Origin of the sequence: Paraburkholderia bannensis (assembly GCF_014200455.1) — a bacterium.
Taxonomy (GTDB): Bacteria; Pseudomonadota; Gammaproteobacteria; order Burkholderiales; family Burkholderiaceae; genus Paraburkholderia; species Paraburkholderia bannensis_A.
Genome location: NZ_JACHBW010000006.1, coordinates 1 through 23,452 on the forward strand (window position 1 = coordinate 1; position 23,452 = coordinate 23,452).

A 23,452-nucleotide genomic window follows, 5' to 3' on the forward strand; every position below is an offset into this window, starting at 1 on the left:
TCTGGCACATTACTGCCGATCAGTTCTGAGGACCTCTGCGTGCTATCCAGAGCCTACGTCCCCGAAGGGAGGGCGGTGTCCATTCCATCTCGGCCGACAACCGCCCGTCGGCGCCTCTCACGGCGCAGAAGCCTGCGCAACCAAGTCTCAAGCCGTTATCAGATTCGATGAAGAACGGCGGCTGCTTCAGTGGGGAAGGGGCTACGTTCGAGCGCGGCGCAACGATAGCGCATCAACAAGGGGCCAACTGCACCCCGCGCGCACTCCAAGATGTTGAGGTGGCACTCGGGGACTCACATAGCGTCGCTAGCCAGCGCCGCGACATTCAAGTTCGGCAAGCGGTTCAGCATATTCGGAGACAGTAGCAACTTGGCCGAGCGAACACCTGCACTTGAGCGCGGAGCCGAGCGAGCTCTTGATTGTGAGATAGAGGAAGCCCGGCAACCGAGGCAGCGCGGCTCACCAGCGACTCGGCCTTAACGTTCCGCGCATCGCTCTGACGCTGCCGAGCTCGATCGATTACCGCCATTCGCGCCGGATTTCTGGTAAATGCTGAGGGATTCTTCAAGGCGGAGTGACGGCGAGCCACCTCGCGAATCGTAATATCGGTGTCATTCAGCAACAGGACTTCAAGCACTGCCGCCAACTCGGTGTTGTCCGCATCGATAAGCCTTCTCATTGAAACACATCCTTGGGTCGTGCGGAGTGGTCATCCTCGCGTACATGTACGAAAGATCGATTATCCGACTGCTCTTCGTTTTCTGATCCCCGCGGCCTACGCCGGCGATACCAACGCCCAATACGACCTGGCTTTGGCAAACTATTTGGGCCAGGGCATCCCGGTCGATCGCCGCCGGGCGCTTGCATGGAGCTGGCTGGCGGTGCGTCGTGGCTCCAGCAACGCGCGAAAGCAGTTCGACGAGATGGCCAATGGCACTAACGGCGACGAGCGAGCGCAAGCACGCCGGGCTGCGGAGCAGTGGCGCATCGGCCACGACATTGTGTTTTCAGTGGAGCCGCCGGGTTACGGCGGGCTGTCAGCCTTTAATCCGAACGCACCATTTGCACCAGGATATTGAAGCATTGCGCATAGATTGTCGGCGGCGGGCACGCTCGTCCTCGTCGATGACGACATAAGTCAGCGATCGACGTGCGCTTAGTTAGTTGTTGAACGTTGAATTGCCGCCGCGCATCGTAATGAGGAACATTACGTCGACGAAGAGCAGAAACACGGTGAAGACGTGTACGACTATTGCGAGCCACGTCCGCTTTGCGCGATAGGCGGCGCGCGCGAAAAAGAAGTAGGCAACCAGCCAGAAAGGCGTGGCGACAAGAGCAAAAAAGAGAAGAAGGATGGCCATTCGGCGGCTCGCGTTGGTTGCGTGGTGTTATTTTAGCGGCCGCACTTAGCCGAGCGCGCGTTAGTGCCCGCCGCCTCGCAATACCCCGGAGGTCATCTATTTGAAGATCCCGTGCAGCGACTGCATGAGTCCTTCGCAATAGGCCAGACGTTCCTCCGTGTCGAGCTTGACCATCGCCTCAGTCAGTTTTTTGCCATATCGCTGGCCGAACTTGTGTGATGTCACCTTTTTTCGCTTATCCGTCATCAGGACTTCAACGACTTCGCCGGCAAATTCCTGTGCCTTGCGTTGTGCTTCGTTGAGCCGCGCGCAGCCGCAGTTGCCAACGCCTTGTGTGCCGCATCTGAGGCAGCCGACTTGTGCATCACTCAGGTTTTCAACGGGTGTTCGCATAAAGCGTCGAGCTTTAGTCCAGAGAGTGGGGCAGCAGGTGGGGCCTTGAGTGCTTGTGAGCATTGTCCGCTACTCCAATCCTCGTGCAAATCACGGCGACAGCGGCGCAGAGGTGCTCGTCCAGGGGGCAAGTGTCTGTGCCGATGTCGCGATGTTAGACTCGCCGAAACGCAAGGGTACGACATGGGCACCGCAGGGCAGCACGCCGGTGATGGAAGTCACGGGCAAGCGCTTCTCGCTGAACATGATTTCGGCGCTCTGTGCTCAGGGCGAGTTCCGCTTCATGGTGCACGAGGGCGCCGTCACCGCCATCGTCTTCCGGGAGTTTCTCAGTCGTCTGATGCCTGGCGCGAGTGGCCCGGTATTCCTCGTGCTTGACGGGCATCCGGTTCACAAGGCCAGGCTAGTCCAGGAATTCGTGAAGGCACAGAAGGGGCGCCTGAAGCTGTTCTATCTGCCGCCTTACTCGCCGCACCAGAATCCTGACGAGCAAGTCTGGGCACATGTGAAGCGCAGCGTCTCCAGGCGCCTCGTGCAGTCCAAAGACGACATGAAGCGACTGGCCATTGGTGCTCTGCGCCGCATCCAGAAGTTGCCTGCATTGGTGAAGTCCTTCTTTCGTAACCCCGAATGTCAGTATGCCTCTATGTGACATTTCTTTCCGAAATCTTAGTATCAGTTCGCTCGTCCTGTCGAATTGGTTGCCAACGCAGCCGTTTAAACTACCATCAAAGTGACGCACACGCGGGCAGCATGCTGGCGCGTCATTGCAAATCCTTTCCGTTGTGCCGCCCAGGTGCCTCGCAGTATTCATTCCGCATCAGTGAACGTTAAATTTTTTGGAATTATTTTCCGTTCAACTTAATCGCAAATTTCTGAAGCGGAAATATCTTCTGATTATGTCTTTCCATTCGTAACACAATTTGACAACGTTCTAACGCCCTGATATTTTCAGGCCGATTTCCTTGCGGAGAAACTAATCCGCCGCGCTAAGCGGCAGTAATCCCGTCTCAAATTTAATTCGCATAAAACTGAAATTCCTCCCGGGGGAGTTGGACGTGAACATACAGCGGGTATTCATCGGCGCGCTCCCGTCGCAGGACACGCGCCCATTCCGGCTTTTCTGGCGCAACTCGCAGTCGGATCTGGCCAATCTTTTGTTTCTTCAGCGGCTCGATATTCGGGAAGATCTTTGCGGGGGCATTGAAGGGCGGCTCTCGTGTATTTCCACGAGCACTGGAATTGCGCTGCAAAATTTACTGGGCCAGCCTGTCACCGTTCAACTCGTGACTGATACGGGCGGTGTGCAATCGATTTGCGCGATCGTCACCGATGCCCATGAAGGGGAGTCTGATGGATCGCTTGCGACATACCAGTTGGTGATCCGGGACGCACTCTCGATTCTCGAGCGTCGCTTGAACACCCGGATTTTCCGGACTAAAAGCACGGTCGATATTATCCAAACGCTCGTCAGAGAGTGGCGCCAGAAAAGCTCGACGCTTTCTGGCACGTTCGACGTTGACGTTTCGCGTCTGGACTCGTCCAAATACCCCGCGCGCGAACAGACGCTGCAGTTCGACGAATCGGACGCGGACTTTATCCGGCGCCTCTGCCGACGCGAAGGGATTGCGTGGTTCGTGAAATCGGGCGGTGGACAGGGGAGCGATTTGAGTGACCAGCCGTTCCACACGCTGGTTTTATTCGACAGCGTGATCAAGCTTGAGCAGGCGCCGGCTGGGACGGTTTCCTACCATGTCGACGCGAGTGTCGGCGAGAGCGACTCGATCACGTTGCTCACGACAGGCCGCCAACTGGTTGCCGGCTCGTTCAGACGGGTGAGCTGGGACTACAAGCCGAGCCAGATGGATAAGGTGCAGGGTTCGACGCGGGTGGACCAGGGCGCCGCCGGAAACGACCTGGGCAAGCTCCTGTCGGATTCGCGCATTGATGCGCCGCATATCGCTGACTCTGCTGACGATTACCAGCGTCTTGGGCGTGCGCGGATCGCAGCGCACGGCGGACAGGCAGTCCGAATGGATGGCGCCAGCGGTGTGCGCAATCTCACGGTGGGCACCTGGGTGGCAGTGACCGGCCATCCGGAGTTGGATCAGCTCGATGAAGTTGATCGACGCGTGATCGTCACGTCACTTCACCATCGCGGTGAAAACAATCTCCCGAAGGAACTCTCGGCGCGCGCGCAGTCGCTTTTTACCTCGAGCCGCTGGCAGTTCGATTCGCCGCCGACGTCGGTGTCGACGCGCATGCGCCCGGCGACGACAGGCGACTCAGACACCAGTCGCTATGAAAATGTCTTTACTGGCGTGCCGCGCGGCACGCCGCTTACGCCGCTCTACGATCCGCGAGTGGATCTGCCACGGGTCTATCCGATCACGGGCGTTGTGACGGTTCCCGACGGCGAGGAAGTCCATTGCGACGAGTACGGTCGAATCAACGTCCAGATCCAGGGACTTGATGAGGCGGATCACGAGCATGCGGGTGGTGCAGGTACGCAGGGCACGCCCGCCGACAGCGCTGCAGTGCGCGTTCTCGGCGGTTGGGCTGGCCCGAACTTTGGGCAGCACGTCCTGCCGCGTGGCGGAATGGAGGTTCTGCTCGATTTTCTAAATGGCGATCCCGACCGCATGTACGTCGCGGGGGTATTCGCGAACGGCCAGAACATGCCGGCTACCTTCACGAAAACGGGAGGCTTGCCTGGGAATCGATATATGACCGGGCTTGTGAGCAAGGAGATCCAGGGCCAGCGGTATAACCAACTGCGACTCGACGATACGCCATCGCAGATAAGTGCTCAACTTGCAAGCGAACACGCGCACTCCCAGTTGAACCTGGGGTATCTCACGCAGCCACGAGATGACGGCAAGGGCGACGATCGAGGCGAAGGGGCCGAATTGCGCACGGACGCGTCAGCCGCACTTCGAGCAGCGCAAGGCATCCTCCTGACTACCTATGCACGTACTCAGGCACAGGGCACTCACCTTGATCGAAAGGAGCTGCAGGAGCTGCTCGACCAGTGCACGTCACTCTTCACGTCGCTCGGACAATACGTGAGCGAGCACGGAGGCACGGCCTCCGATGCAGAAGGCCAAAAGGCGGTTGCAGCGGCGTTCAAGGGCTGGAATTCCAGCGGCAGCGGCTCATCGAGCGCGGCCGCTAGCGCGTCGCCTTCTATCGTTGCGATTGGTGCTGAAACTGGCTCGGTGTCGATTACGCCAAAGACACATATCTTGTTCGCGAAGGAAAACGTCGACGCTATCGCGGAACAACACCTGCAGTTCGCGGCCGGCCAGCGCATGACCGCCACCGCGGGCCAGGGCGTACACCTCTTCGGCAAGGGTGAGGGCGTAAGCGCGATTGCCGGCGAAGGCGCGATGGTGCTGCAGGCTCAGAAAGAGACGCTGACGGCGAGCGCACAGAAGGGCGTGCAGGTGATCTCAGTCGGCGACGAAGTGGTCGTGAGTGGCAAGACGATCCGGCTCGTTGCGGCGGACGGTAGTTATATCAAGTTGGGCGGCGGGATCACAGTGGGCTCGAACGGTGCCTTTACCGCGCACACGGCTGGCCATGACTTCGTCGGGCCGAATACGGACAATTTCTCGCCACCATCGTTCAGCGCCAAGGGTACGGATCAGAAGTTCCGGCTGCGATATCCTGGCACCGACACGGAGGAAAACCCGCATCCTGTGCCAAACAGACCCTACGAAATTGCGTTGAGCAACGGCAAGGTCATCAAGGGCGTCTCTGACAGCCAGGGCTTCACCGATCTGACCGCTGATGACGCCATGCACATTGCCCAGGTTCAAGTATTCGACGCGGTGGAATAAAAATGAGTCAATCACACAACCATAAAGTCGTTGGACGGGGCAGCGCGCCGCTTTATCCCCACCGACCCAAAGACGCACATGTGCCGATCGACACGCAGCATCGGTATCCGTGCACAACGATTCTGATCCACGGCGTCAACGATCTCGGGACGGATTTTGGCACTGTTGAAAAGGGCCTCTGTAAGGGGTTGAATGACCGACTGGGTCGAACCGATTTTTCGGGCGCGGAGTACACGCACGGTCGTATGGCCAATGACGGCCGTCACGTGACGTCTGCCGATCTGATGAAAAATCTGGACGCAACCATGTACAGGCGTTCGCCAAAAGCGGACACCGTGAGTCCGTTGATTCCGTTCTACTGGGGGTTTAAAGCCAACAAGACGGACCTTGCCAAGGATCCGAAGGACCAGAAGCGAAACGGCCAGAACCTCGACAAGTTCGGCAATCGACTCGATCCTAACCTCTGCAAGAACGGGGGGATGTTTGCGAATGCAACCAATAATATTCGTGATATTTTCGACACGAATTTTAAGGGGGGATGGAAGACTTGGTTGCTGAACAAGGGGCAAAACGACGCGACCCACCCACTTCACGCGTGCCCGAACCGGCACTACATGGTGCTCGCGGCAAAGCGTCTTGCGGCGCTCGTTAGGCAGATCCGGCTCGTGGATCCCAATGAGACGGTTAACATTATTGCGCACAGCCAGGGGACGATTATCAGCCTGCTGGCTCAGGGCTTTCTGACCGAGGGATTGCTCGGCAGCAACGGCGTTGCAGATCGAGCTGCAGATACGCTGATTCTGATCGACTCTCCCTATTCGCTCAGCGAAGAGTTCATGGATCGCCTGACGCAGACTGGCGACACGCAACAGACGACCTACGCGCGGGCGAAGACCCTGGCCAATCTCGTCGGATTTGTCGGCAAGGCGACCCACAGCAAGCCGAGCCTCGACGACCTTCAATTGAAGCCGGGCCACGACAACTTTGGGATCACGGGCCCGAAGTGGGGGTCGAAAAATGCAGTCCGTTTGACGGCGCCGACCTCTGTCACAGGCAGTCAGTCGGAGAAGGCAACGATCGCCTTTGCCGAACGAGATAATCGCGGATCCGTCGTGATTTATTTCTGCCCTGAAGACAGTACCGTGGGTCTCAGTGGGGTTGCCGGGATGGGGACAATGGGATTGCCAGAGTCGGTGTCCGCTGCCCCTGCGAACGGTCACAAAGAGACGATCCATCTGATAGGTGGGAATTTCCGGCAGCGCGTCTTTACGCGTCGTGCGCGAGATGGAAAACCTGAGAAGGTTGGCACGGATCCGCACCAGTACGTGATGCGTAAGGATGGCGAGTCACCGCACATGACGGGCTTCTGGGATCAATGGCTCAAGCGCGCCGCCGTGGACGTTGGATCGACGAGAAATATCAATGCGCCTGCAACCGGAGGGCTTGCCTTCGCACCTCAAATGGACGGGAACACGCTGCCAGGGACCGGGACTAAGTCTCTATTCGGGCGCAGTGATGCCGACCTTGAAGCAGGCCGTCAGTCTCTTGATGAACTGGAAGCTTCAACCGCGATTAGCGCGACCGACCTGGAGGAGCTTCCGCCGGAGCCACTGTCGTGGCCGTCGTTCGTGCCGGGGCAATCGGGTCTGCCTTCTAATGCGGAGGTGCAGGAGTCCATGAACAAGGGCAAAGACGAACTGGACCAGACGACTGTTCTCCGCGTGTTCGGCACGATGCCGCCGACGCCCGGCCATCTCATGGTCATTCGAATGGAAACGCCCAACGAAGGGAAACTGCGCTGGATGAACAAGAATCGCGTCGACAGTTCGTACCACTCGGCGGTGATGAGCGGCGAGCTGAACCATCGCTGTGCCACCGCCTTCGACGTCTCGATCGGCCAGGCTCGGGCGATTGACGACCCCGACCGGGCCCTCGCGCTGCGTTCAATGGCTGACTGGCGCATTCCGCTTTCAAAGACCGCGACTGTTGGTAAGGGTGCTTTCCATCAGTTCGACTCGATTACCCAGCAGTATGTCGTGGCCACTTCGGATTACAACACCAACGGGGTGTTCCCGAGCGCGACGCTCGTTCCAAAGGCGCCGACGCCTGCTGTGGGGGTGGTCGGCGAAGAGGTCGGCGCCAGACATTCCAAGTTCCTCGATGCGCTCGCAAAGAGCAATATGGGTTCGATCCCGCTCCCGTGATAACGAAATGGCCACCTTACTGAAGCGCCCGTCGGGCACCCGATTTTTCGCCTTGCTCTTGATCGTCGCCGCAATATGGCTGCTGATTATCAAGGTGCTGGCATCCGAGAATTTTTTCGCACTGGACGGTCTTTCTATGCCGCAACGCCTGTTACTTTTCTTCGCCCCGATCGTTGTGGTGGCAGCGGCCGCAATGGCGATCGCTGGCTTCTCGCGTACGAGCCAGGCGGGCGAGAAGGCTGCTGCTGGCGGCACGCTTGCTGCGGGCCCGGCGGCGGCTACTGCAGCCGCTGCTTCCTCAAAAGGCGACCTGCAATTTACGCTCGAAATCCGCCGCTTCGGAGTGACGGTTGACCGGTTTCGCCAGCGTGCACTGCTTATGCGACTCGACGAGGCCGGTCCCAAGGGTACGGTTCTATTGAGTGATCCAAAGGAGTACGAATGGTCTTACAGCACGCGCATGGATCAGTTCGGAAAGCGAGCTAACAATGTGCTCGGCTATACCCTCCTTGATTGGGTCGATTACTGGCCGATCCCGACCGTGCTCGTCGGGCCCCCGTGCAACGAGTCCGACAAGTACGCGAGCCGACTTGGGACGTTCCTTGGGAATGCGGATAACGGATCAGGTATCGGTAACAGTTTCTATATTCGTATGGATGATCTGAACACGTCCGACGGCTCGGAGGTGGTTGGGAAGCTATTCAAGCTCTTCGACGACCATCCTGACCTGCCTGCCGTGTTCGTTTTGGCTCTCGACGGCGCCGTCACGCGCGGATACTCGGGGACGCCAGGCGGTAAGCTGCCGGAGTTCGATACCGATGGCAACTTTGTGCCGACGCATCCCGACGCAGTAGTGGGACTGCTAGTGACGCGCAAGGATCGGGTCGATCGTATGATCCGCCCCTATACAGTCGAGACAGAAGGCATCATCACCAACGAGAAGACGCAGTATGACGTGGTGAAGCTCTCCAATTTCTACTGGCAGGAAGCGCGGGCATACCCCAAGCCGGCAATGGGCGTTAACGATCCGACCGTCGAATACTGGCAGCAAAAGCTCCCGGAGTTCTACAAAACCGAGCAGTTGAAATTCCCGACGGGCTTCAAGCCGAATCCATGGGTGCCGGTACCCTGGACCACGTGGCAACTCAAGGAATACGACCAGTGGCCAGTGCTCGCCAATCTGCACCGACCCGTGCGCGTGGACCTGACGAACGGCCATGGTGTCCCGGCGAAAAAGGGAGAAAAGATCGACAAGCTCCGGTTCGGTTGGGAGCAGGCCCTTACGACCCTGCCGCAGGGTGTTCAGCCTGAGCGCATGTTCTACGACACGGGCGCGTCGACTTCGAACCTTGCGCTGCTGGTGCAATCGCTGCACGACAACAAGCAGCACATCGATCTCGACGATCCGGCCGATGCGTTCGACATGCAGCACCGCATCGGTGGCGACACAGGCGTCAGCTCGACGTTCGTCCAGATCGCTCTGGCGACCATGATGGGCTACGGCGATGGCAAGGCGAATGTACTGGTGAATCTTCGCGATTCGACTCACGCGACCATCGTTATGGTGACGCCGCCTGATGAGGCGTCGCGCAAGGCGCAACCACAGACGTTTAGCTGGACCCCGGCACAATAACGGAGGAATCCGAAATGGCTGGAAAAAAGTACATCGTTGTGGGCGACACGCATAGCCACGGAGGTCGTGTCGTCGCCGGCGCGCCAAATTCACGGATCGCGGGAAAGGCGATTGCCCGTATCGGAGACGCGGCGGTATGTGCCATCCACGGGCCAACGGTCATTGTGGAAGGTTCGGGCAACGCAAAATATGACGGGCGTGCTGCTGCAACGGACGGTGATCTCCTGGCGTGCGGTGGTCGGCTGATAGCGAGTCAGACGACGACTGGTGGCTGAGCGACGCCGACGGTTGAATACGAGAAAGGGTGGGCAGGTGGATGGCTGATCTGAAGGGTAGCTTTGAGCGGGAGCTTTTGCTCCTGCGCCGCGGACTTGCGGACTTTGGCGCGCGTAATTCGCGGGTCGCCGGACGGTTGTCGATGATGGGCGAGCATTCGGAGGACATGCACGTCGAGCGCATGATCCAGTCGGCGGCGCTGCTCAATGGCAGGATCAGGGAGCGTCTGGAGGACGACGTGCCGGACTTCACGGCGCCGTTACTTGAGGTGCTTTATCCTGAGTTCCTTCGTGCCTTTCCGTCGTGCTCGGTAGCGTGTTTCGAGCCCAGCGCTGGAGTTGAGCGGTTGGCCAAACCTTCCGTGATAAAGCGGGGCACTCATCTCACGACGCGGGTCGGCGAATACGGTTTTCGGACCGTCTACGACGTGTCGATGTCGCCGCTAGCCATCGACGATACGATATATCGGTTGCCATCAGCCGTCCCTGCAAGCGTGCAGTTGCCCGAGGGTGCTGCTGGCGTCTTCTCGATCAGCTTTGTCGTGCGCTCCGAATCGGTCTCTCTTGCTGATGCGGCCGGGGAGATCGCGCGGGTCTACATCGACGCGCCAGAAACTCCGACTGCGTCGATCATCGATGCGATCCTTTATCGAGGAAAGCGAGCCTTCATTGAGATCGATTCGAGCGGTCGCTGGAGTGCGCTGGAATCAGTGCCGGTCACGCCTGTTGGGTTCGCGGACGACGAGGCTCTCTTCACGCGGCCCGACGGCGAGGAATCGCAATACCGACTGCTGCTGGAATATTTCGGATGGCCCGTGAAGTTCCATTTTCTGGACTTCCATCTTGGCAAACTGCTACGCGGTCGTGCCATCAAGCGTCGCATAACCCTCCACATTCCGGTTTGTGGTCTTCATCCTGAAACGGCGGCGGCGATCTCGCTGTACGGTCTGAATGCCTCCAATTTCAAGCTCCGATGCGCGCCGGTGGTGAACCTCTTCCCATGCCCGGCGGAGCCGATCGCGCTAAAGGATGTGAATTTGCCCGCATATCCCATGATTCCTCAGGCTGTCTCCCCAGAGGGAGCGCAGGTTTGGGCGGTCGGCGGGGTGCGGCTCACTCGCGATACCGATGGAACGGCGGTGACCCGGGAGTTGAAGCCGCTCTATTCTCTCGACCATCATTCGGGTTTTGCCACGGCAACGAAAACGCGACCGGTTCTTTTCTGGACTGAGTCGCGTCATCAGGGCTACAAGGCTACGGAGGCGGCTGGCCAATGCCTGCTTTCATTCGTGACTGTTGGCGGGGAGGAGGCCGAGCCGCCGCGCGACGAACAGATTGATGCCGCGCTGCTGTGCACGAACGGAAGCGCGCCGGCATCGATGCCATGGGGGGAGAGGGAAGGCGATTTTTCGTTTCCCGATCGCAGCGTGGCCGCGAAAATCACTTTGCTCCTCAGACCTACAGACAGCGCTGAGCGACATGTTCCCCGCAATCAGTATTGGTATGTGATCCAGTGCTTGAGCGCTGGCCCGTTTAGCCTGGACCAGAAGGGTCTGCCATCGCTGAAGGCGCTTCTCGAAGGCCATGTGCCGTCTGCGGATCAAGCCTCAATCGCGCAGATCAACGCTATCGTCAGTCTTGCACGCGAAACGGCGATGGAGTGGATCGTCGAAAAGCCGCAATCGCGTATGGCGCGAGGCCTCCGGGTGCGCTTGGCGTTAAACGAGAGCGCGCTGACGGCTGTGCCAATTGTCGTACTCGCGCGCGTGCTCGAGAGCGTGTTCGTGCAATATGCGCCTGCCCACAGCTTCGTACAACTCGTCCTCATCTCGGCCAACAACGGCGCAGAGCTTGCCCGCGGGCAACTGCTGCCCGGCGTTGTGCCTGTCATCTAGGACTTCCCGTCATATGAGCAGCACGCGTGTGAACGGATCCCCGTCGGCCAACCCGGAGCATTTGCCGAGCAAGGCGCTCGAACGCGCCTTGACGCGACACAGCATGCACTTTGCTGATGGCGCGTGGAAGGGCTTGTGGATTGAGCAAAAGTTCACATGCGATAGGGGGCATGTCACGATCATTGCGCCGCGCAATCTGATCCGGCAGCGGGAGCAGGGTTGTCGCGTCTGCGCGAATGAGGCAGCGACATCGCGCGGCCATGAACTTGCAGCCGCGGCGGATTCCCGTTGGCTGGACGCGCCGTGGAGGGGAACCGCTGCGCGCTACCGCCTGCGATGCAAGGCCGGCCATGATTGGTCGTGCGGCGGGCAGGCGCTGCAGCGTGGCGCTCGATGCACTGAGTGCAAGCTTGAGCACACCAATCTGCCTGGCACGATGCTACGTGACGGTCTCGAACGCCTCGGTGCCGCCGCACGCGAGTACGGCGGCGTCTGTATGTCGGATCAATACGACGGTGTGACTGGCCATTATCTCTTTCGGTGTGGAGCGGGTCACCGCTTCACAAAGACAGGGAATGCAGTCCTGTATGGCGGTGTATGGTGTCCAGAATGTCCTAGGGATAGGATAGTCCTCGTTGACGGGCTGCAGAGGCTCCAGCGGGCCGCGAAAGACAATGGCGGTGTCTGCCTGTCTACGGAGTTTCGCGGAACTGGAGCCAAACATCGCTTCAGGTGCTCACACGGTCATGTTTGGTCCGCGCAGGCGGGCACGATCCTCTATTCGTCTGGGTGGTGCCGGCGATGCCGGTACGACGGCATGATGGCGCCAGAAGGGTTGGAGCGCCTGAAGAATGCAGCCGCACAACGCTGCGGTCAATGTCTTTCGCGCCGATACGGCGGTTATCACGGCAAGCACGAATTTAAGTGTGAAGCCGGACACCGCTGGAAGACCACGGCGCAGTCAGTGCTAAGGGGGGCGTGGTGTCCTCATTGCGCTGAGGCACAAGCGGGCTCGGCTTTATTGCTCAAGGATGGACTCGAACAGTTGCGCGCACGGGCCGCTGAGCCGGGCGGTGAGTGTCTCGACGAGGCCTACCTGGGCACGGTGCACCGGTATAAGTTCCGGTGCAGCAAGGGTCACGAGTGGTCGAGCAAAGGCGGTGCGGTTTTGCGCGGCCGGTGGTGTCAACGGTGCGCGATCGATGCCCAGCGGTGCACAATCGAAGAGGCGCGCGCCGTTGCGCACGAGCGCGGCGGGGAGTGCTTGTCGGAGATCTACGTGAATGCACGCGCACATCTCGTCTGGCAGTGTCACCGAGGACACGTCTGGCCGGCCAATTTCGACAATGTGCGCAACAAGGGGAAGTGGTGCCCCGACTGCAAAGTACTGAACATGATCAGTAGCGCAAAATCGAAGGCGCGCGCCCGGTTGGAAGCGCGCTGAATCGACTTATCGGTCGTCGTGTAGCATCGAATTGGATTCGGACAGGTTGGTGCAAAGCACACCTGAGACCGGTTTATTCGTTGCGTTGTCTATGGCGGTGTAATGCACGCCAGTTTTTTCATTCCAGTCGCATACGCCAGGCGCCGGGCCGCCAATCTTGACGTTGTGGATTGGGTAGGCTCTCAGTGCGTACTCGGCGCTGTCGTTCGATACGCAGGCCGACAGGGCGGCGCAGATCGCGACCAATAGGGTGGCTCGAAGCAATCTAGTCTCCTTTAAAAAGCGACAATATGCCTTTGAACAGTCGCGGTAATTGAACGACCGATTATACGTCCTATAAATTCTGATTATTTTTCGGGCGCCCAGTCCGATCAGCGGCGCAGTGAGATAGCGATTCGCAGGCGAAGTCGGCGCGATAACCTAGCGTCGGTGCGCGAGTGGCGCGCCGCTGACGGCCACAGATCCTGCAGCGCACCCTCACCGCCGGATTGTCGACGAACTTGGCCCTGATGTCGAAGGTCCGCACCTGGCCGGAAGGCGCTGCCCAGCAAGGCTTTCAGGGTTTTTCCTGAAAGTAACGCCCAAACCGCCGGTGCGCGCATGCAGCGTACGGTCGGGAGCAGCGGCAAACAGGCGGGCGACCCGAAGCGCGCGGCGCTCGCGATGATTCGCCTGCCCGAAGTGGAGAAGCCGCCCCGCCATCTGGTGCTGGGTGCATTTGGCGTCGATGCGGTGGCGGCGCGCTTGCGTGCTGCCCTCGCCGATATCGACGCATGGCGCGATACCCGTATCGCGACGGATTATCCGCAAGGAGAGTGAGCTTCAACCCACCGCGATCATCAGCGCGCCGGTGGCCACCAGCGCGCCTTGCCAGAGCCATTCGAAATTGATCCAGCCGCGCCTGAGGATGCCCAGACCCAGGTATTCATAGGCGAGCAGCGCGATGGCGGCGGTGGTCGCGAGCGTGACGACCGTATGCAGCGCGGTAAACGCCGCCGATACCAAAAGTGGGCCGCCCACGCTCACGCCGCTGCCGCACACGGGCAGCAGCGCAGGCATCAACATCAGCCCCGCGCCGTGCAGTGTCGCCATCAACGCCGACCACGCGGCGAGCGCGACAAAGCCCGCCGTCATGCCAACCCGCACGCGATGCCGGTGCCCATAAGCGTGCTGCCACGCGGCCCAGCCGATCAGCAGCGCGCCCAGCGCCCAATGCAGCCCGCTATGCGCGAGCTGCGGGGCCCAGGCGCCGAGCAACGCGATTGAGCTCGTGAAAAGCAGCACGGACGCCGCATGACCGAGCGCGATAGGCGGCAGCGCCAGCAGCAGCGCCGATCGACTGCCGCGCTGCAGGCCGAGCGCAGTCGCGAAGAGCCAGCCCATCGCAGGGTTCACACCGTGAAAGACGCCGCTGGCGACCACGGCGCTCCACGCCGCCCAATGCGAGCCAAGGCTACCTGCGACGTTGTCCATGCCGGGCGTTGTTACGGATAGCAGTACGAATCAGACGAACAGTCGCCGCCTTCAAGCCGGATCTGATGCGGCGGGTGCGTCTTGGGCCATTGCACGAAGAAGCGCTCGTCGAAATCGATTCCGCCGTCAAGACCGGCATCGAGCTTGACCATCCAGCCGTCGATACCTTGCGGATAGAACTGTGCGTCGATGGCGCCATACAGCGAGTTCGTGAAATAGACGCGGCGGCCGTCGCGACTGACCTCGACCATCTGCGGGCCGCCATTGAGCGCGCGACCCGGCGCGGCGGGATGCGCAGCGCTGGAAACGATGCCGCCTACGCGCACCTTACCCGTGAGTTTGGGATGTTCGGGATCCGAAACATCGTATTGGCGCAGGTCGCCGGTGCCCCAGCACGCCACGTAGAGAAAGCGGTCGTCGAGCGAAAGCGCGATGTCGGTCACGAGCGGCGGCACGGCCGAAAATCCCTTGAGCATGGGCGGCAGCGTTTCGGGATCGGCGGGCTCGGCGGGAATTTCGATGATCTTGCGCGCGGCCCATTGGTCGCCATCCCGATACCACTGCCAGATCGAGGCCGAAAGATCCTTCAGGCTGATGACGGAATTCACGAAGCCATAGGGCCTGGTGGGATCGTGCGCGGGGCGCAGTTCGAACACGAGCTGGTTTTCCGCGCCAAAATCGAGCACCTGTTTGTGCTTGCGCGTATGCAGATCCCAGAAGTGCAGGCGGTGGCCATACTGACCGCCAAGCAGAACTTCGGGAACGAGCCCGTTTTCGAAGGCCGCCGGCAGGCCCCATTCGCTCGTCACGAGCGTGTCATAACCCAGATGCCACCAGCCGTCGTAAGCCAGTTGTTGAGGACCCCGTTCGATTTCCCATCGACCGAGAATGTCGAAACTCTCGTGATCCATCAGAAAGATGCCGCCGGGCGCTTCGCCTTCGGCATTGGCGAGTGCGGTCACATAAATGCCATCGGGGCCGCAGTGTACGGTATGCGGGCGCGAATAACCCGCACGCTGCGCGACGTCTTCCGGCTCATGCACGCGCACGATGGAAGGGCGGCGCGGGTCGGGCTTCGTATCGACGATATGAATGCGCGAGGAGCGCAGCCCCGGCACGATCAGATAGCGGCGTTCGGTGTGTGCGTGCGGCGCGTTCGGGCAGAGGCACGAACTGCAGGCGTTCCAGCCGAAGTGATGGAGTTCGTCGCCGGTATTCGGCATTGGCAGGCGGTGGACGATGCGGCCGTAGTCTGGCGAGGCCGGGTCGAGATCGACCACGTCGAGCGTATCGGGGACGCTGCCGGTTGGGTCGAAACTCGCGACCCAGGCGAGCGTTTCCGCTTTCGCTTCGGCCGCCAGTCGCGCGGAGGGATAAAAGCTCGGGTCCGGCTTCCATGTCGCCATCGCTGCCTCCTCTTCGATATGGTCGTAGCGCCTATCATGACCCAATTCGCAGCTTGGCGCTTTTTTAAACCGCTTATTCCTCGTGGATTCAAGCTTATGAGCAGCGGTGATAAAGCATGCGATTGTGCGTTCCGCGAAAACACTGAATTCGCCGCGCCGACATTTATCTGGCGCTCCGCTCTTTCTAGACTTAACACACCGGTTGGCAGCCCGCGCTGCGCCGAACAAGTCAAGTTATCGGAGGTGGAGTCATGAAGTCGCTGATCAAGGCAGTCGCACTGGCCGCGGTGCTGGTAGCGCCAGCCGTTTCTTTCGCTCAATCGCAGGCCGACAATGGTCCCGTTACGCGTCAACAGGTGCGTGACGAACTGAAGGCGCTCGAATCGGTGGGTTGGCGCCCGAATGTGGCGTCGCCGTTTTATCCCGACGATTATCAGGCTGCGAAGGCGCGTCTGGACGCGCGTAACGGCAGCGGTTATGGCCCCGCAATGGACGGCACCTCGCAAAGCGGCGCCGCGAGCAGCTACTCGCCGCCGGTGTATATGAACCGTTAAGGTCTGTCGTAGCAGGCACAAGCGCTTGCGCCGCCCGGATGGCAACATCCGGACGGCGTTGTTTTATGCACAGACTTCAGTGCGAGGCCGATGTGTCGGCATCCTGATGTTCGATCCAGGCGAGCGTTTCGCTCAGCACCTCATCCGATAGTGCGGGATCGTCAACGAGGCGCGCGAGAATCACCGCGCCCACCATCGCCGACCAGCCGCCGATCGCCGCGCGCCGGGCTTGCGCGGCATCGTAAGCGCCGTCGCCCTGGCTGCGCGCGCTCAGGCGCTCGATCTGCTTCCTCAGACCCGCCGCCATCGCGGCGCGCGCCTCGGGGGGCTGACGCACCGTTTCCGCACCAAGCGCGGCCGTGGGGCAGCCATCGGCGATATTATCGCGATGCTCGCCCGACAGATAGCGCGCCGCATAGTGTGTCAGCCTGGTTTCCCCCGTCTCGCCCTGGCCGATCAGATGTTCGAGCGTCTGCACGATCAGTTCGTCCTTCGACTTGAAGTAGCCGTAAAAGCCGCCGTGCGTGAGCCCGGCGGCGTTCATCACGTCCGCAACCGTAACGGCGTCGTAGCCGCGCTCGCGAAAGAGCCGGCTTGCGGCTCCCAGAATTTTCTGGCGATTGATCGCCACCTGCTCCCGACTGACTCGCATCGCGCCCTCCGCACCGCATTTTCCTGCTTGACATTATACATGATGGCCATCATCATTCTATCCTGATACATGATGATCATCATGTAAAAATTCACGACACTCGAAGGAGTTTCACTATGTCTGCTCAACAAGCTGCTGTTCTTATTACGGGCGCATCCTCCGGTATTGGCGCGGTATATGCCGATCGTTTCGCCAAACGCGGCCATGACCTCGTGCTGGTGGCGCGCGATCAAGCGCGCCTGGAAGCGCTCGCGGCGCGGCTGCGCGAGCGCGACGGCGTCAATGTAGAAGTTCTGCGCGCCGATCTCACGCAACGCGCCGATCTGCTCAAGGTGGAAAAGCGCGTTGCCGAAGACTCGCGCATTGGCGTGCTGGTGAACAACGCCGGCGTGGCCTCGGCAGGTGGCTTTCTCGATCAGGGCGTGGAGGAAGTGACTCGCGTGATCGATCTGAACACCACGGCGCTTGCGCGCCTGGCTTCGGCGGTGGCGCCGCGTTTCGTGCGTGAAGGACAGGGCGCGATTGTGAATATCGCTTCGGTGGTGGGCCTGGCGCCCGAGTTTGGCATGAGCGTGTATGGCGCGACCAAGGCCTTTGCGTTGTTCCTCTCGCAAGGGCTGCATCTGGAACTCGGTCCGAAGGGCGTTTATGTGCAGGCGGTGCTGCCCGCCGCCACGCGTACGGAAATCTGGTCGAGCGTGGGCAAGGACGTCAACACGATTGAAGGCGTGATGGAAGTCGACGATCTCGTGGATGCGGCGCTGGTGGGCTTCGATCGCCGCGAGACGGTGACGATTCCGCCGTTGCCCGACGTGCAGCAGTGGCATGCGTTCAACCAGGCGCGTCAGGCGATGTTGCCGAATTTCGCGCAATCGCAAGCGGCGGCGCGCTATCGCGAGGCGGCGCACGACCCGAAGTAAGCAATGTCGTTGAGGCGGCGGCGCGTGGGCTCGCGCCGCTGAGAAAATGGGGCAATAGCGCGGCAATCCGTTTGTCCGCGTTGCTGCTGAAACAGATCAATGTGCAGATTGGGGCGTCACTCTCGGTCGACGTCAGGCCAGAAGGCGTCATGCCGACGCCCGCAAAACCAAAATCCTCGCTGGACGATCTGGTCGCGCAGTGTGACGCGAAGGCTCCGCTGCCCGAAGACCTTGCAGCGTGGGGACAGTCGAAACCTGTGGGACGCGAAGCATGGTAAGGCGCCCGCGGTTTGAGCGCGGGGATATTGTGCGAGTCAGTTTCAACCCGACTTCGGGTCGCGAACAGCGGGGCGATTTTCGGCCCGCGCTGGTGTTATCGCCTGCTGCATTCAATGCGTTCGGCGTCGCGCTCGTGAATATGATCCGCACGCTTGATCTTGAGGCGCGTGGAGCGCATAAGATCGAACGCGCGCCCGCAGAAGTTATTGAAGACGCGCTGGCGCGCCTTCAGACGATCATTGAATGAGATGGGGGACGGGCCAGGTCACCCGTCTCATCCCCACTCATTATTTTTCTGCCTGCACCCCTTGCCCCGCCGCCGGCTTCTGCTGATCCGGCTCCCATCCGCCGCCTAGCGCGAGGAACAATTTCACCTGGTCGAGAGCCACCTGGCTTTCCGCCGCAGCGACTTGCGAATGCGCGCTGGTGAGCGTGCGCGTCGCATCGAGATCCGAAAGAAACGATTCCCGTCCGGCCGAATAGAGCCGATGCGTTTCATCGGCCGACTGCTTCGCCGACGCATACGCCGTGCGCAGCGCATCCGCACGCTGATCGTCGGCGGCATAGGTCGCGAGACTCGATTCCGTTTCACGCAGCGCGTTCAGCACCACGCCGTCGAAATGTGCGAGCGCCTCGCTCGTTGCCGCTTGCGCGCCGCGCACGCGGGCGCGTTGGCCATTGGCCGGGAAGGTCCAGCTGATCAGGGGTCCGAATGACCAGGCGTTGGTCTTGGCCGAGAACAGATCGCCGGTCAGACCGACCGTGCCCACGCCCGCACCGAAGCTGACATCGGGATACATCTCGGCAATGGCCACGCCGATGCGCGCCGTCGATGCCGCGAGCTGACGCTCGGCCTCGCGCACATCGGGACGGCGCCTGAGGAGCGCGGCGCCGTCGCCGACGGGAATCGGCTGCTTGAGTCTGGGCAGGCGATTGCAGGCGAGTGCGGCGGGCGGCAGATCCTTGGGCGCGCGCGCCAGCAGCATGGCCAGCTGATATTGCGCAACGCGGCGGCGGCCCTCGAAACGCGGGATATCCGCGGCGAGGGTCTGCACCTGGGTCTGTCCGCGCGTCACGTCGGGCTGGTTGCCGCGGCCCGCGTCGCGCAGGCGTTTCGTGAGCGCCACGCGCTGCTGCTGCAGCTTCAGCGATTCCTGGGCGATGGCGAGTTCTTCGGCTGCAGAGCACGACTCGACATAGGCCTGCACCACGTCGGCGACCACGCTGATGCGCGCGAGGTCGGCGGCGGCCTCGACGGCCTCGTCGTCGGCGCGCGCAGCTTCGACACCGCGCTTGAGCTTGCCGAATAGATCGAATTCGTACGACACGTTCACGCCGAGGTCGCCGAGATTCGCCACCGGCACTTTTTCGAACAGCAGATACTGCTCGCCCGACACCTGGGCGCGTTGCGCACCGGCAGTGGCGCTGCCCGAAAAGCCGCCCTGCGCATTGGCGACGGCGACGACAGCACGCGAGCGTTCGAGGTTCGCGGCGGCCACGCGCAGATTCGTGTTCGACGCCAGCGCGTCCTGCACGAGTTCGTTGAGCGTGGGGTCGTCGTATAGCTGCCACCAGTTGGCCGGCACGTTCTGCTGCGAGACGGGGGCCTTGTCCGCGCCTTCGATGGGCCCTTGCGCAAGCGGCGCATTCACCGCGGCTTCCTGCGGCAGCTTGTAGTTCGGCCCGAGCGTTATGCACGCGCCCAGTGCGAGGGCGAGCGGCGTGAGGGCGAAGCTGCGCCAAAGACTGCGACGTGTCATTGCGACGCTCCGCTCGCCGTGACCGGCGCGACAGCGGCGTCGGAACCGGCGACGGCTGCGCTGGCGCCTGCGGCACCATTGCGCTTGTCTTTCTTGTCCGCCGCATCGTCGCGCACCGCAACGGTGGCCGTGCGGCCCGCGATCATGCGGAAATCGTCAGGGACTTCATCGAGCGCGACGCGCACCGGAATACGTTGTGCAAGCCGCACCCAGCTGAACGCCGGGTTCACGTTCGGCAGCAGGTTCGGGCTGGCCTGACGGTCGCGGTCTTCAATCGCCGCGACAATGCTCTGCACGTGGCCGCGCAGCGGACGATCCTCGCCCATCACGATGATCTCCACCGGCTGGCCGATATGGATGCCATGCAGGCGCGTTTCCTCGAAGTAGCCATCCACGCGGAACGAATGCAGATCGACCACGGACAGCACGGCGCGGCCCGCCGCCACGTATTCGCCCGTACGCGGCGCGCGGTCGTTCAGATAGCCGTCGACGGGACTGACGACGGTCGTGCGCTCAAGATTGAGCTTCGCGGTGTCCACCTGCACCTGGCCGTCCGCGACCGATGCCTCGCCTTGTTCGACGCGTGTGCGGCTTTCTTCCATCGTTTCGCTCGCCACGAGATTGCCGAGGGCGATATTGCGCGCGTACTCGCGTTTGGCCTGCGCAAGCGTGGCCTTGCGCTGTTCGAGCGCGGCTTGCGCGAGACGCAGCGATAGCGCGTAGCGGGCCTGGTCGATCACGAACAGGACCTGGCCTTGCTTGACCGGCTGGTTGTCCACCACGTCGACGCGGGTGATGAGGCCGCCCACGTCGGGCGCGACCTGAATCACGTCGGCGCGCACGTGGCCGTCCCGCGTCCACGGCGAGAACATGTAGTAATTGACGATGCGCCACAGCACGAGGGCGGCGACCACGACGACGATGAGCGTCAGCAGGATCTGTCCTGCGGAGAACCAGGTTTTTTTCACGTTCACGTTAGTTCACGAAGCGATGCGACACGATGATGACGGCGGCCAGTACGAATACATAAATGCCGAGATCGAAAATGGAGCGATGCCAGACGAGCCGGTAAAAACCGACCCGCGTGAGCACCTTGCCGATCACGACGTTGATGAGGTACGCGATCAGCATCAGCACGAGGACGGCGGGCACGAAGACGCCAAAGATATCGATTTCGCCGATCATGGTGCGGATTTCGAATGAGGTTGAACAGAAACAGTGCTCATGCGCCGGCCTCCGGTGTGCCGCCGCGCGGGCGCTCGCCCGCGAGCGCGGGATAGAGCGCGAGGCGCAGGCCCACCAGCGCGTGCAGCGTGTCGCGCAGCCCGCGCTGCGAGAGACGCGCGCGCGGCGTGCCGCCGGGCGTGACGGTATCGGCGGCGCTGGCCGCTTCCTGGGCAAGGCCGCGCGTGGCGACGCGATGCATGGCGTCGTCGATGGTCACGAGCAGCGCGGGCGAGGCGTTCTGGCGGTGGTTGGCTTCGGCGCAGCGGGTGTAGTGATCGCTCACGCCCGCGAGCACGCGGTCGATGGCGGCGGGCACGTCGCCGTCGAGCTTGCGGCGCGAGCGGCGCAGATCGAGCGCATTGAGTGCGATGCGCAGATCGCGGAAGCTCTCGATCGACGGATGGCGATGCTCGTCCGAAGCCGCCAGACGCGGGATCAACTGCATCAGCCGGTCGACCATGCGCGACGCGAGATTGCGCTGATCGGTGAGCGGCGCGGTGGAGGCGGACAGCGCCACATCGGCCCAACTCGAACGCAACAGACGCCGGGCCGCGAATTCCGCGCCAAAGGGGCGCGTCACGCGCGTCCACACATAGGCGAACAACAGGCCGGCGACGCCCGCGATATTGCTGTTGAGAAACACGAGAAAGTCGGTGTCGTAAGCGCTCTGGATGCTGATGAAGGTCGCCGTGTTCACGGCAGTGAGCATCGTCACCATATTGAAAGCGGGGCGTGGGATCAGCGTGCCGATCAGAATGAAGGGCCCCGCGAAGATCAGCACGAGCATCGCAAAGTCGTGCACCTTGGGCAGCACCACGAACAGATACAGGCCCGCGAACACCACGCTCGCGGCGGTGGCGGCGAAGAAGCGGAACACCATCGGCGCGGGCTCGTCGAGCGCGGCGAAGAAGCAGCAGGCCACGGCCGCGAGCGTCACGGCGCTCGCGCCGTCGTGCCAGCCCGAACTGACCCACAGCCAGCACGCCACCAGAATCGCGCCCACCGGCACCGCGCACGAAATCAGCATCAGGCCGCGGTCGTAGAAACGCTCGGTGCCGCCCAGCCGCCAGTGCCGATAGCGCGGCCGCCAGGTGCCTTCCTCATGCGCGATCAGCGCGCGCAAGGACAGACAGTCCTGCCAGACGTCGATCACCTGACCCAGGCGCCAGAGCGCGTTCGAGAGCAGCGCGCCTTCCCAGCCGGTGAGCTGGTCGTGCGCGGGCTGCAGCGCCGCGATGCGCGCGCGCAGACTGTCGGCGATGCTGTCGCCCTTGTCCTCGTGCATATCGGCGGGGCGGGTGGGCAGCGGCGCATCGAACCATTTGGCCGCGTCGGTGAGCAGCGCGTCGAGCCCTTCGGGCCAGACGTGCAGATCGCGGCGCAGGGCGATCAGCGGATCGGCGAGCGCCGAAATCATCGGCAGAAATAGCTGCATGCGTCCGCGTAGATTCTGTGCGCGTGCGAGGATCTCCGGATGCGTATGGTCGTAGCCGAGTTGGCTCAGGAGGAATTCGAGCTGATTGACCGTCGATGCCAGGCGCTGCCGGCAGGCCGAAATCGCCTTGCCGACGATATTGCCCGAAAGCGTTTCGCGGCCATAGAAGGCGGCGTCGCGGAACCAGGCGTCGGCGCGCTCGATGAGCGTGGGGGCAAGACGGCTCGGCAGGATATTGCTGCCGATCACGCTCGCGCAGATGATGCCCACCGTGATTTCCTCGGTCCGCGCGATCGCCACGTCGAACACCGTGCTCGGGTCGGTGACGGTGGGGAAGGCCACCAGCGGCATGGTGTAGCCCGCGAGCATGAACACATAGCTGCGCGCGGTGCGATCCCTGATCGCCAGATAGAGCAGCGTGCCGGTCCACAGCGCCACGACCACGCTGAACAGCAGCGGCGTTTCCACGAAGGGCGGCACGAGCGCGATGGCGGCGGCCGCGCCCAGCGCCGTGCCGAGCACACGATAAAGCGCCTTGGAGCGCGTTGCGCCGACGAACGGATTCGAGACGATATAGACGCTCGCCATGGCCCAATACGGGCGCGGCAACTGGAACGCGAGCCCGATATAAAGCGCCAGCATCGACGCTGCGAAGGTCTTGACGGAGAAGAGCCAGTCGCGGATGGATGGGTAGGTCAT

General features: G+C 61.6%; 22 protein-coding genes and 1 pseudogene. 13 read left to right on the plus strand and 10 right to left on the minus strand.

All coding sequences use genetic code 11. The features are described from left to right. The first annotated feature begins 608 nt into the window (after positions 1–608). Positions 609–1,079: a sel1 repeat family protein gene (locus F4827_RS11390; RefSeq protein WP_183724056.1), complete on the plus strand. Its 471-nt coding sequence runs from the start codon at positions 609–611 to the stop codon at positions 1,077–1,079. An 81-nt stretch (positions 1,080–1,160) separates the two neighbouring features. On the opposite strand, the gene F4827_RS11395 is transcribed toward F4827_RS11390, so the two are convergent. Together F4827_RS11395 and F4827_RS11400 are read right to left on the minus strand one after the other, a co-directional pair. Continuing rightward, on the minus strand, positions 1,161–1,361 hold the full coding sequence (locus F4827_RS11395; RefSeq protein WP_183724057.1) for a hypothetical protein: 201 nt from the start codon (positions 1,359–1,361) through the stop codon (positions 1,161–1,163). 96 nt (positions 1,362–1,457) lie between these two features. Then, the gene (locus F4827_RS11400) at positions 1,458–1,754 is read right to left on the minus strand and encodes a hypothetical protein (RefSeq protein WP_183724058.1); all 297 of its coding nucleotides are present in this window, start codon (positions 1,752–1,754) and stop codon (positions 1,458–1,460) included. 106 nt (positions 1,755–1,860) lie between these two features. Here F4827_RS11400 and F4827_RS11405 point away from each other — a divergent pair. The 7 genes and pseudogenes from F4827_RS11405 to F4827_RS11435 form a co-directional block, all read left to right on the plus strand. After that, a pseudogene (locus tag F4827_RS11405) lies at positions 1,861–2,406 on the plus strand (IS630 family transposase); the annotation flags it as partial. Positions 2,407–2,812: 406 nt separating this feature from the next. Then, entirely contained in the window at positions 2,813–5,596 is a 2,784-nt protein-coding gene (locus F4827_RS11410; RefSeq protein ID WP_311673161.1) for a type VI secretion system Vgr family protein, read from the plus strand. Between the two features lie 2 nt (positions 5,597–5,598). After that, on the plus strand, positions 5,599–7,800 hold the full coding sequence (locus F4827_RS11415; protein WP_183724059.1) for a DUF3274 domain-containing protein: 2,202 nt from the start codon (positions 5,599–5,601) through the stop codon (positions 7,798–7,800). Positions 7,801–7,807: 7 nt separating this feature from the next. Continuing rightward, on the plus strand, positions 7,808–9,433 hold the full coding sequence (locus tag F4827_RS11420) for a DUF2875 family protein (protein WP_260175124.1): 1,626 nt from the start codon (positions 7,808–7,810) through the stop codon (positions 9,431–9,433). Between the two features lie 14 nt (positions 9,434–9,447). Beyond that, entirely contained in the window at positions 9,448–9,708 is a 261-nt protein-coding gene (locus F4827_RS11425; protein WP_183724060.1) for a PAAR domain-containing protein, read from the plus strand. Between the two features lie 41 nt (positions 9,709–9,749). Next, a complete protein-coding gene (gene tssF, locus F4827_RS11430; protein WP_183724061.1) occupies positions 9,750–11,603 on the plus strand; it encodes a type VI secretion system baseplate subunit TssF in 1,854 nt (617 codons plus the stop codon). Positions 11,604–12,420: 817 nt separating this feature from the next. Then, entirely contained in the window at positions 12,421–13,047 is a 627-nt protein-coding gene (locus F4827_RS11435) for a hypothetical protein (RefSeq protein WP_183724062.1), read from the plus strand. A 6-nt stretch (positions 13,048–13,053) separates the two neighbouring features. On the opposite strand, the gene F4827_RS11440 is transcribed toward F4827_RS11435, so the two are convergent. Beyond that, a complete protein-coding gene (locus F4827_RS11440) occupies positions 13,054–13,311 on the minus strand; it encodes a hypothetical protein (RefSeq protein WP_183724063.1) in 258 nt (85 codons plus the stop codon). 336 nt (positions 13,312–13,647) lie between these two features. On the opposite strand from F4827_RS11440, the gene F4827_RS11445 reads away from it, so the two are divergent. Beyond that, positions 13,648–13,866, plus strand: a complete 219-nt coding sequence (locus F4827_RS11445) for a hypothetical protein (protein ID WP_183724064.1) — start codon at positions 13,648–13,650, stop codon at positions 13,864–13,866. A gap of 3 nt (positions 13,867–13,869) precedes the next feature. Here the strand turns inward: F4827_RS11445 and F4827_RS11450 are convergent, their stop codons facing one another. Then, complete coding sequence (locus tag F4827_RS11450; RefSeq protein WP_183724065.1) at positions 13,870–14,520, minus strand: hypothetical protein; 651 nt, start codon at positions 14,518–14,520, stop codon at positions 13,870–13,872. Positions 14,521–14,531: 11 nt separating this feature from the next. Then, positions 14,532–15,926, minus strand: coding sequence for a selenium-binding family protein (locus F4827_RS11455; RefSeq protein WP_183724066.1), 1,395 nt, complete (start codon positions 15,924–15,926; stop codon positions 14,532–14,534). Positions 15,927–16,177: 251 nt separating this feature from the next. Here F4827_RS11455 and F4827_RS11460 point away from each other — a divergent pair, with 251 nt between their 5' ends. Beyond that, positions 16,178–16,480: a DUF4148 domain-containing protein gene (locus F4827_RS11460; protein WP_183724067.1), complete on the plus strand. Its 303-nt coding sequence runs from the start codon at positions 16,178–16,180 to the stop codon at positions 16,478–16,480. Positions 16,481–16,556: 76 nt separating this feature from the next. On the opposite strand, the gene F4827_RS11465 is transcribed toward F4827_RS11460, so the two are convergent. Further along, positions 16,557–17,132 (minus strand): TetR/AcrR family transcriptional regulator, encoded by a 576-nt coding sequence (locus F4827_RS11465; protein ID WP_183724068.1) that lies wholly within the window; start codon positions 17,130–17,132, stop codon positions 16,557–16,559. A 116-nt stretch (positions 17,133–17,248) separates the two neighbouring features. Between F4827_RS11465 and F4827_RS11470 the strand changes: the two genes are divergently transcribed. From F4827_RS11470 to F4827_RS11480, 3 genes are all read left to right on the plus strand, one after another. Beyond that, positions 17,249–18,052: an SDR family oxidoreductase gene (locus tag F4827_RS11470; RefSeq protein WP_183724069.1), complete on the plus strand. Its 804-nt coding sequence runs from the start codon at positions 17,249–17,251 to the stop codon at positions 18,050–18,052. A 71-nt stretch (positions 18,053–18,123) separates the two neighbouring features. Further along, positions 18,124–18,330, plus strand: a complete 207-nt coding sequence (locus F4827_RS11475) for a hypothetical protein (RefSeq protein ID WP_260175125.1) — start codon at positions 18,124–18,126, stop codon at positions 18,328–18,330. After that, positions 18,324–18,578 (plus strand): type II toxin-antitoxin system PemK/MazF family toxin, encoded by a 255-nt coding sequence (locus tag F4827_RS11480; protein WP_183724070.1) that lies wholly within the window; start codon positions 18,324–18,326, stop codon positions 18,576–18,578. Before F4827_RS11475 ends, F4827_RS11480 begins: the two co-directional genes overlap by 7 nt. A 40-nt stretch (positions 18,579–18,618) precedes the next feature. Here F4827_RS11480 and F4827_RS11485 read toward each other — a convergent pair whose 3' ends face one another. From F4827_RS11485 to F4827_RS11500, 4 genes are read right to left on the minus strand one after another with little or no spacing between them, the layout of a single operon-like run. After that, positions 18,619–20,091 carry an efflux transporter outer membrane subunit gene (locus F4827_RS11485; protein ID WP_183724071.1) on the minus strand — a complete coding sequence of 491 codons (1,473 nt, stop codon included), beginning with the start codon at positions 20,089–20,091 and terminating at the stop codon, positions 18,619–18,621. Next, a complete protein-coding gene (locus tag F4827_RS11490) occupies positions 20,088–21,059 on the minus strand; it encodes an HlyD family secretion protein (protein WP_183724337.1) in 972 nt (323 codons plus the stop codon). Before F4827_RS11490 ends, F4827_RS11485 begins: the two co-directional genes overlap by 4 nt. A 7-nt stretch (positions 21,060–21,066) precedes the next feature. Then, a complete protein-coding gene (locus F4827_RS11495) occupies positions 21,067–21,276 on the minus strand; it encodes a DUF1656 domain-containing protein (protein ID WP_027818583.1) in 210 nt (69 codons plus the stop codon). 37 nt (positions 21,277–21,313) lie between these two features. After that, complete coding sequence (locus tag F4827_RS11500) at positions 21,314–23,452, minus strand: FUSC family protein (RefSeq protein ID WP_183724072.1); 2,139 nt, start codon at positions 23,450–23,452, stop codon at positions 21,314–21,316.

Bases quoted from the DNA above. Each gene is read 5' to 3' on its own strand.
- F4827_RS11455 (WP_183724066.1), bottom strand. From the start codon at position 15,926: ATGGCGACATGGAAGCCGGACCCGAGCTTTTATCCCTCCGCGCGACTG.
- F4827_RS11445 (WP_183724064.1), top strand. From the start codon at position 13,648: ATGCAGCGTACGGTCGGGAGCAGCGGCAAACAGGCGGGCGACCCGAAG.
- F4827_RS11400 (WP_183724058.1), bottom strand. From the start codon at position 1,754: ATGCGAACACCCGTTGAAAACCTGAGTGATGCACAAGTCGGCTGCCTC.
- tssF (WP_183724061.1), top strand. From the start codon at position 9,750: ATGGCTGATCTGAAGGGTAGCTTTGAGCGGGAGCTTTTGCTCCTGCGC.
- F4827_RS11465 (WP_183724068.1), bottom strand. From the start codon at position 17,132: ATGCGAGTCAGTCGGGAGCAGGTGGCGATCAATCGCCAGAAAATTCTG.
- F4827_RS11500 (WP_183724072.1), bottom strand. From the start codon at position 23,452: ATGACCTACCCATCCATCCGCGACTGGCTCTTCTCCGTCAAGACCTTC.
- F4827_RS11395 (WP_183724057.1), bottom strand. From the start codon at position 1,361: ATGGCCATCCTTCTTCTCTTTTTTGCTCTTGTCGCCACGCCTTTCTGG.
- F4827_RS11415 (WP_183724059.1), top strand. From the start codon at position 5,599: ATGAGTCAATCACACAACCATAAAGTCGTTGGACGGGGCAGCGCGCCG.
- F4827_RS11425 (WP_183724060.1), top strand. From the start codon at position 9,448: ATGGCTGGAAAAAAGTACATCGTTGTGGGCGACACGCATAGCCACGGA.
- F4827_RS11450 (WP_183724065.1), bottom strand. From the start codon at position 14,520: ATGGACAACGTCGCAGGTAGCCTTGGCTCGCATTGGGCGGCGTGGAGC.
- F4827_RS11460 (WP_183724067.1), top strand. From the start codon at position 16,178: ATGAAGTCGCTGATCAAGGCAGTCGCACTGGCCGCGGTGCTGGTAGCG.
- F4827_RS11480 (WP_183724070.1), top strand. From the start codon at position 18,324: ATGGTAAGGCGCCCGCGGTTTGAGCGCGGGGATATTGTGCGAGTCAGT.
- F4827_RS11470 (WP_183724069.1), top strand. From the start codon at position 17,249: ATGTCTGCTCAACAAGCTGCTGTTCTTATTACGGGCGCATCCTCCGGT.
- F4827_RS11495 (WP_027818583.1), bottom strand. From the start codon at position 21,276: ATGATCGGCGAAATCGATATCTTTGGCGTCTTCGTGCCCGCCGTCCTC.
- F4827_RS11420 (WP_260175124.1), top strand. From the start codon at position 7,808: ATGGCCACCTTACTGAAGCGCCCGTCGGGCACCCGATTTTTCGCCTTG.
- F4827_RS11435 (WP_183724062.1), top strand. From the start codon at position 12,421: ATGATGGCGCCAGAAGGGTTGGAGCGCCTGAAGAATGCAGCCGCACAA.
- F4827_RS11485 (WP_183724071.1), bottom strand. From the start codon at position 20,091: ATGACACGTCGCAGTCTTTGGCGCAGCTTCGCCCTCACGCCGCTCGCC.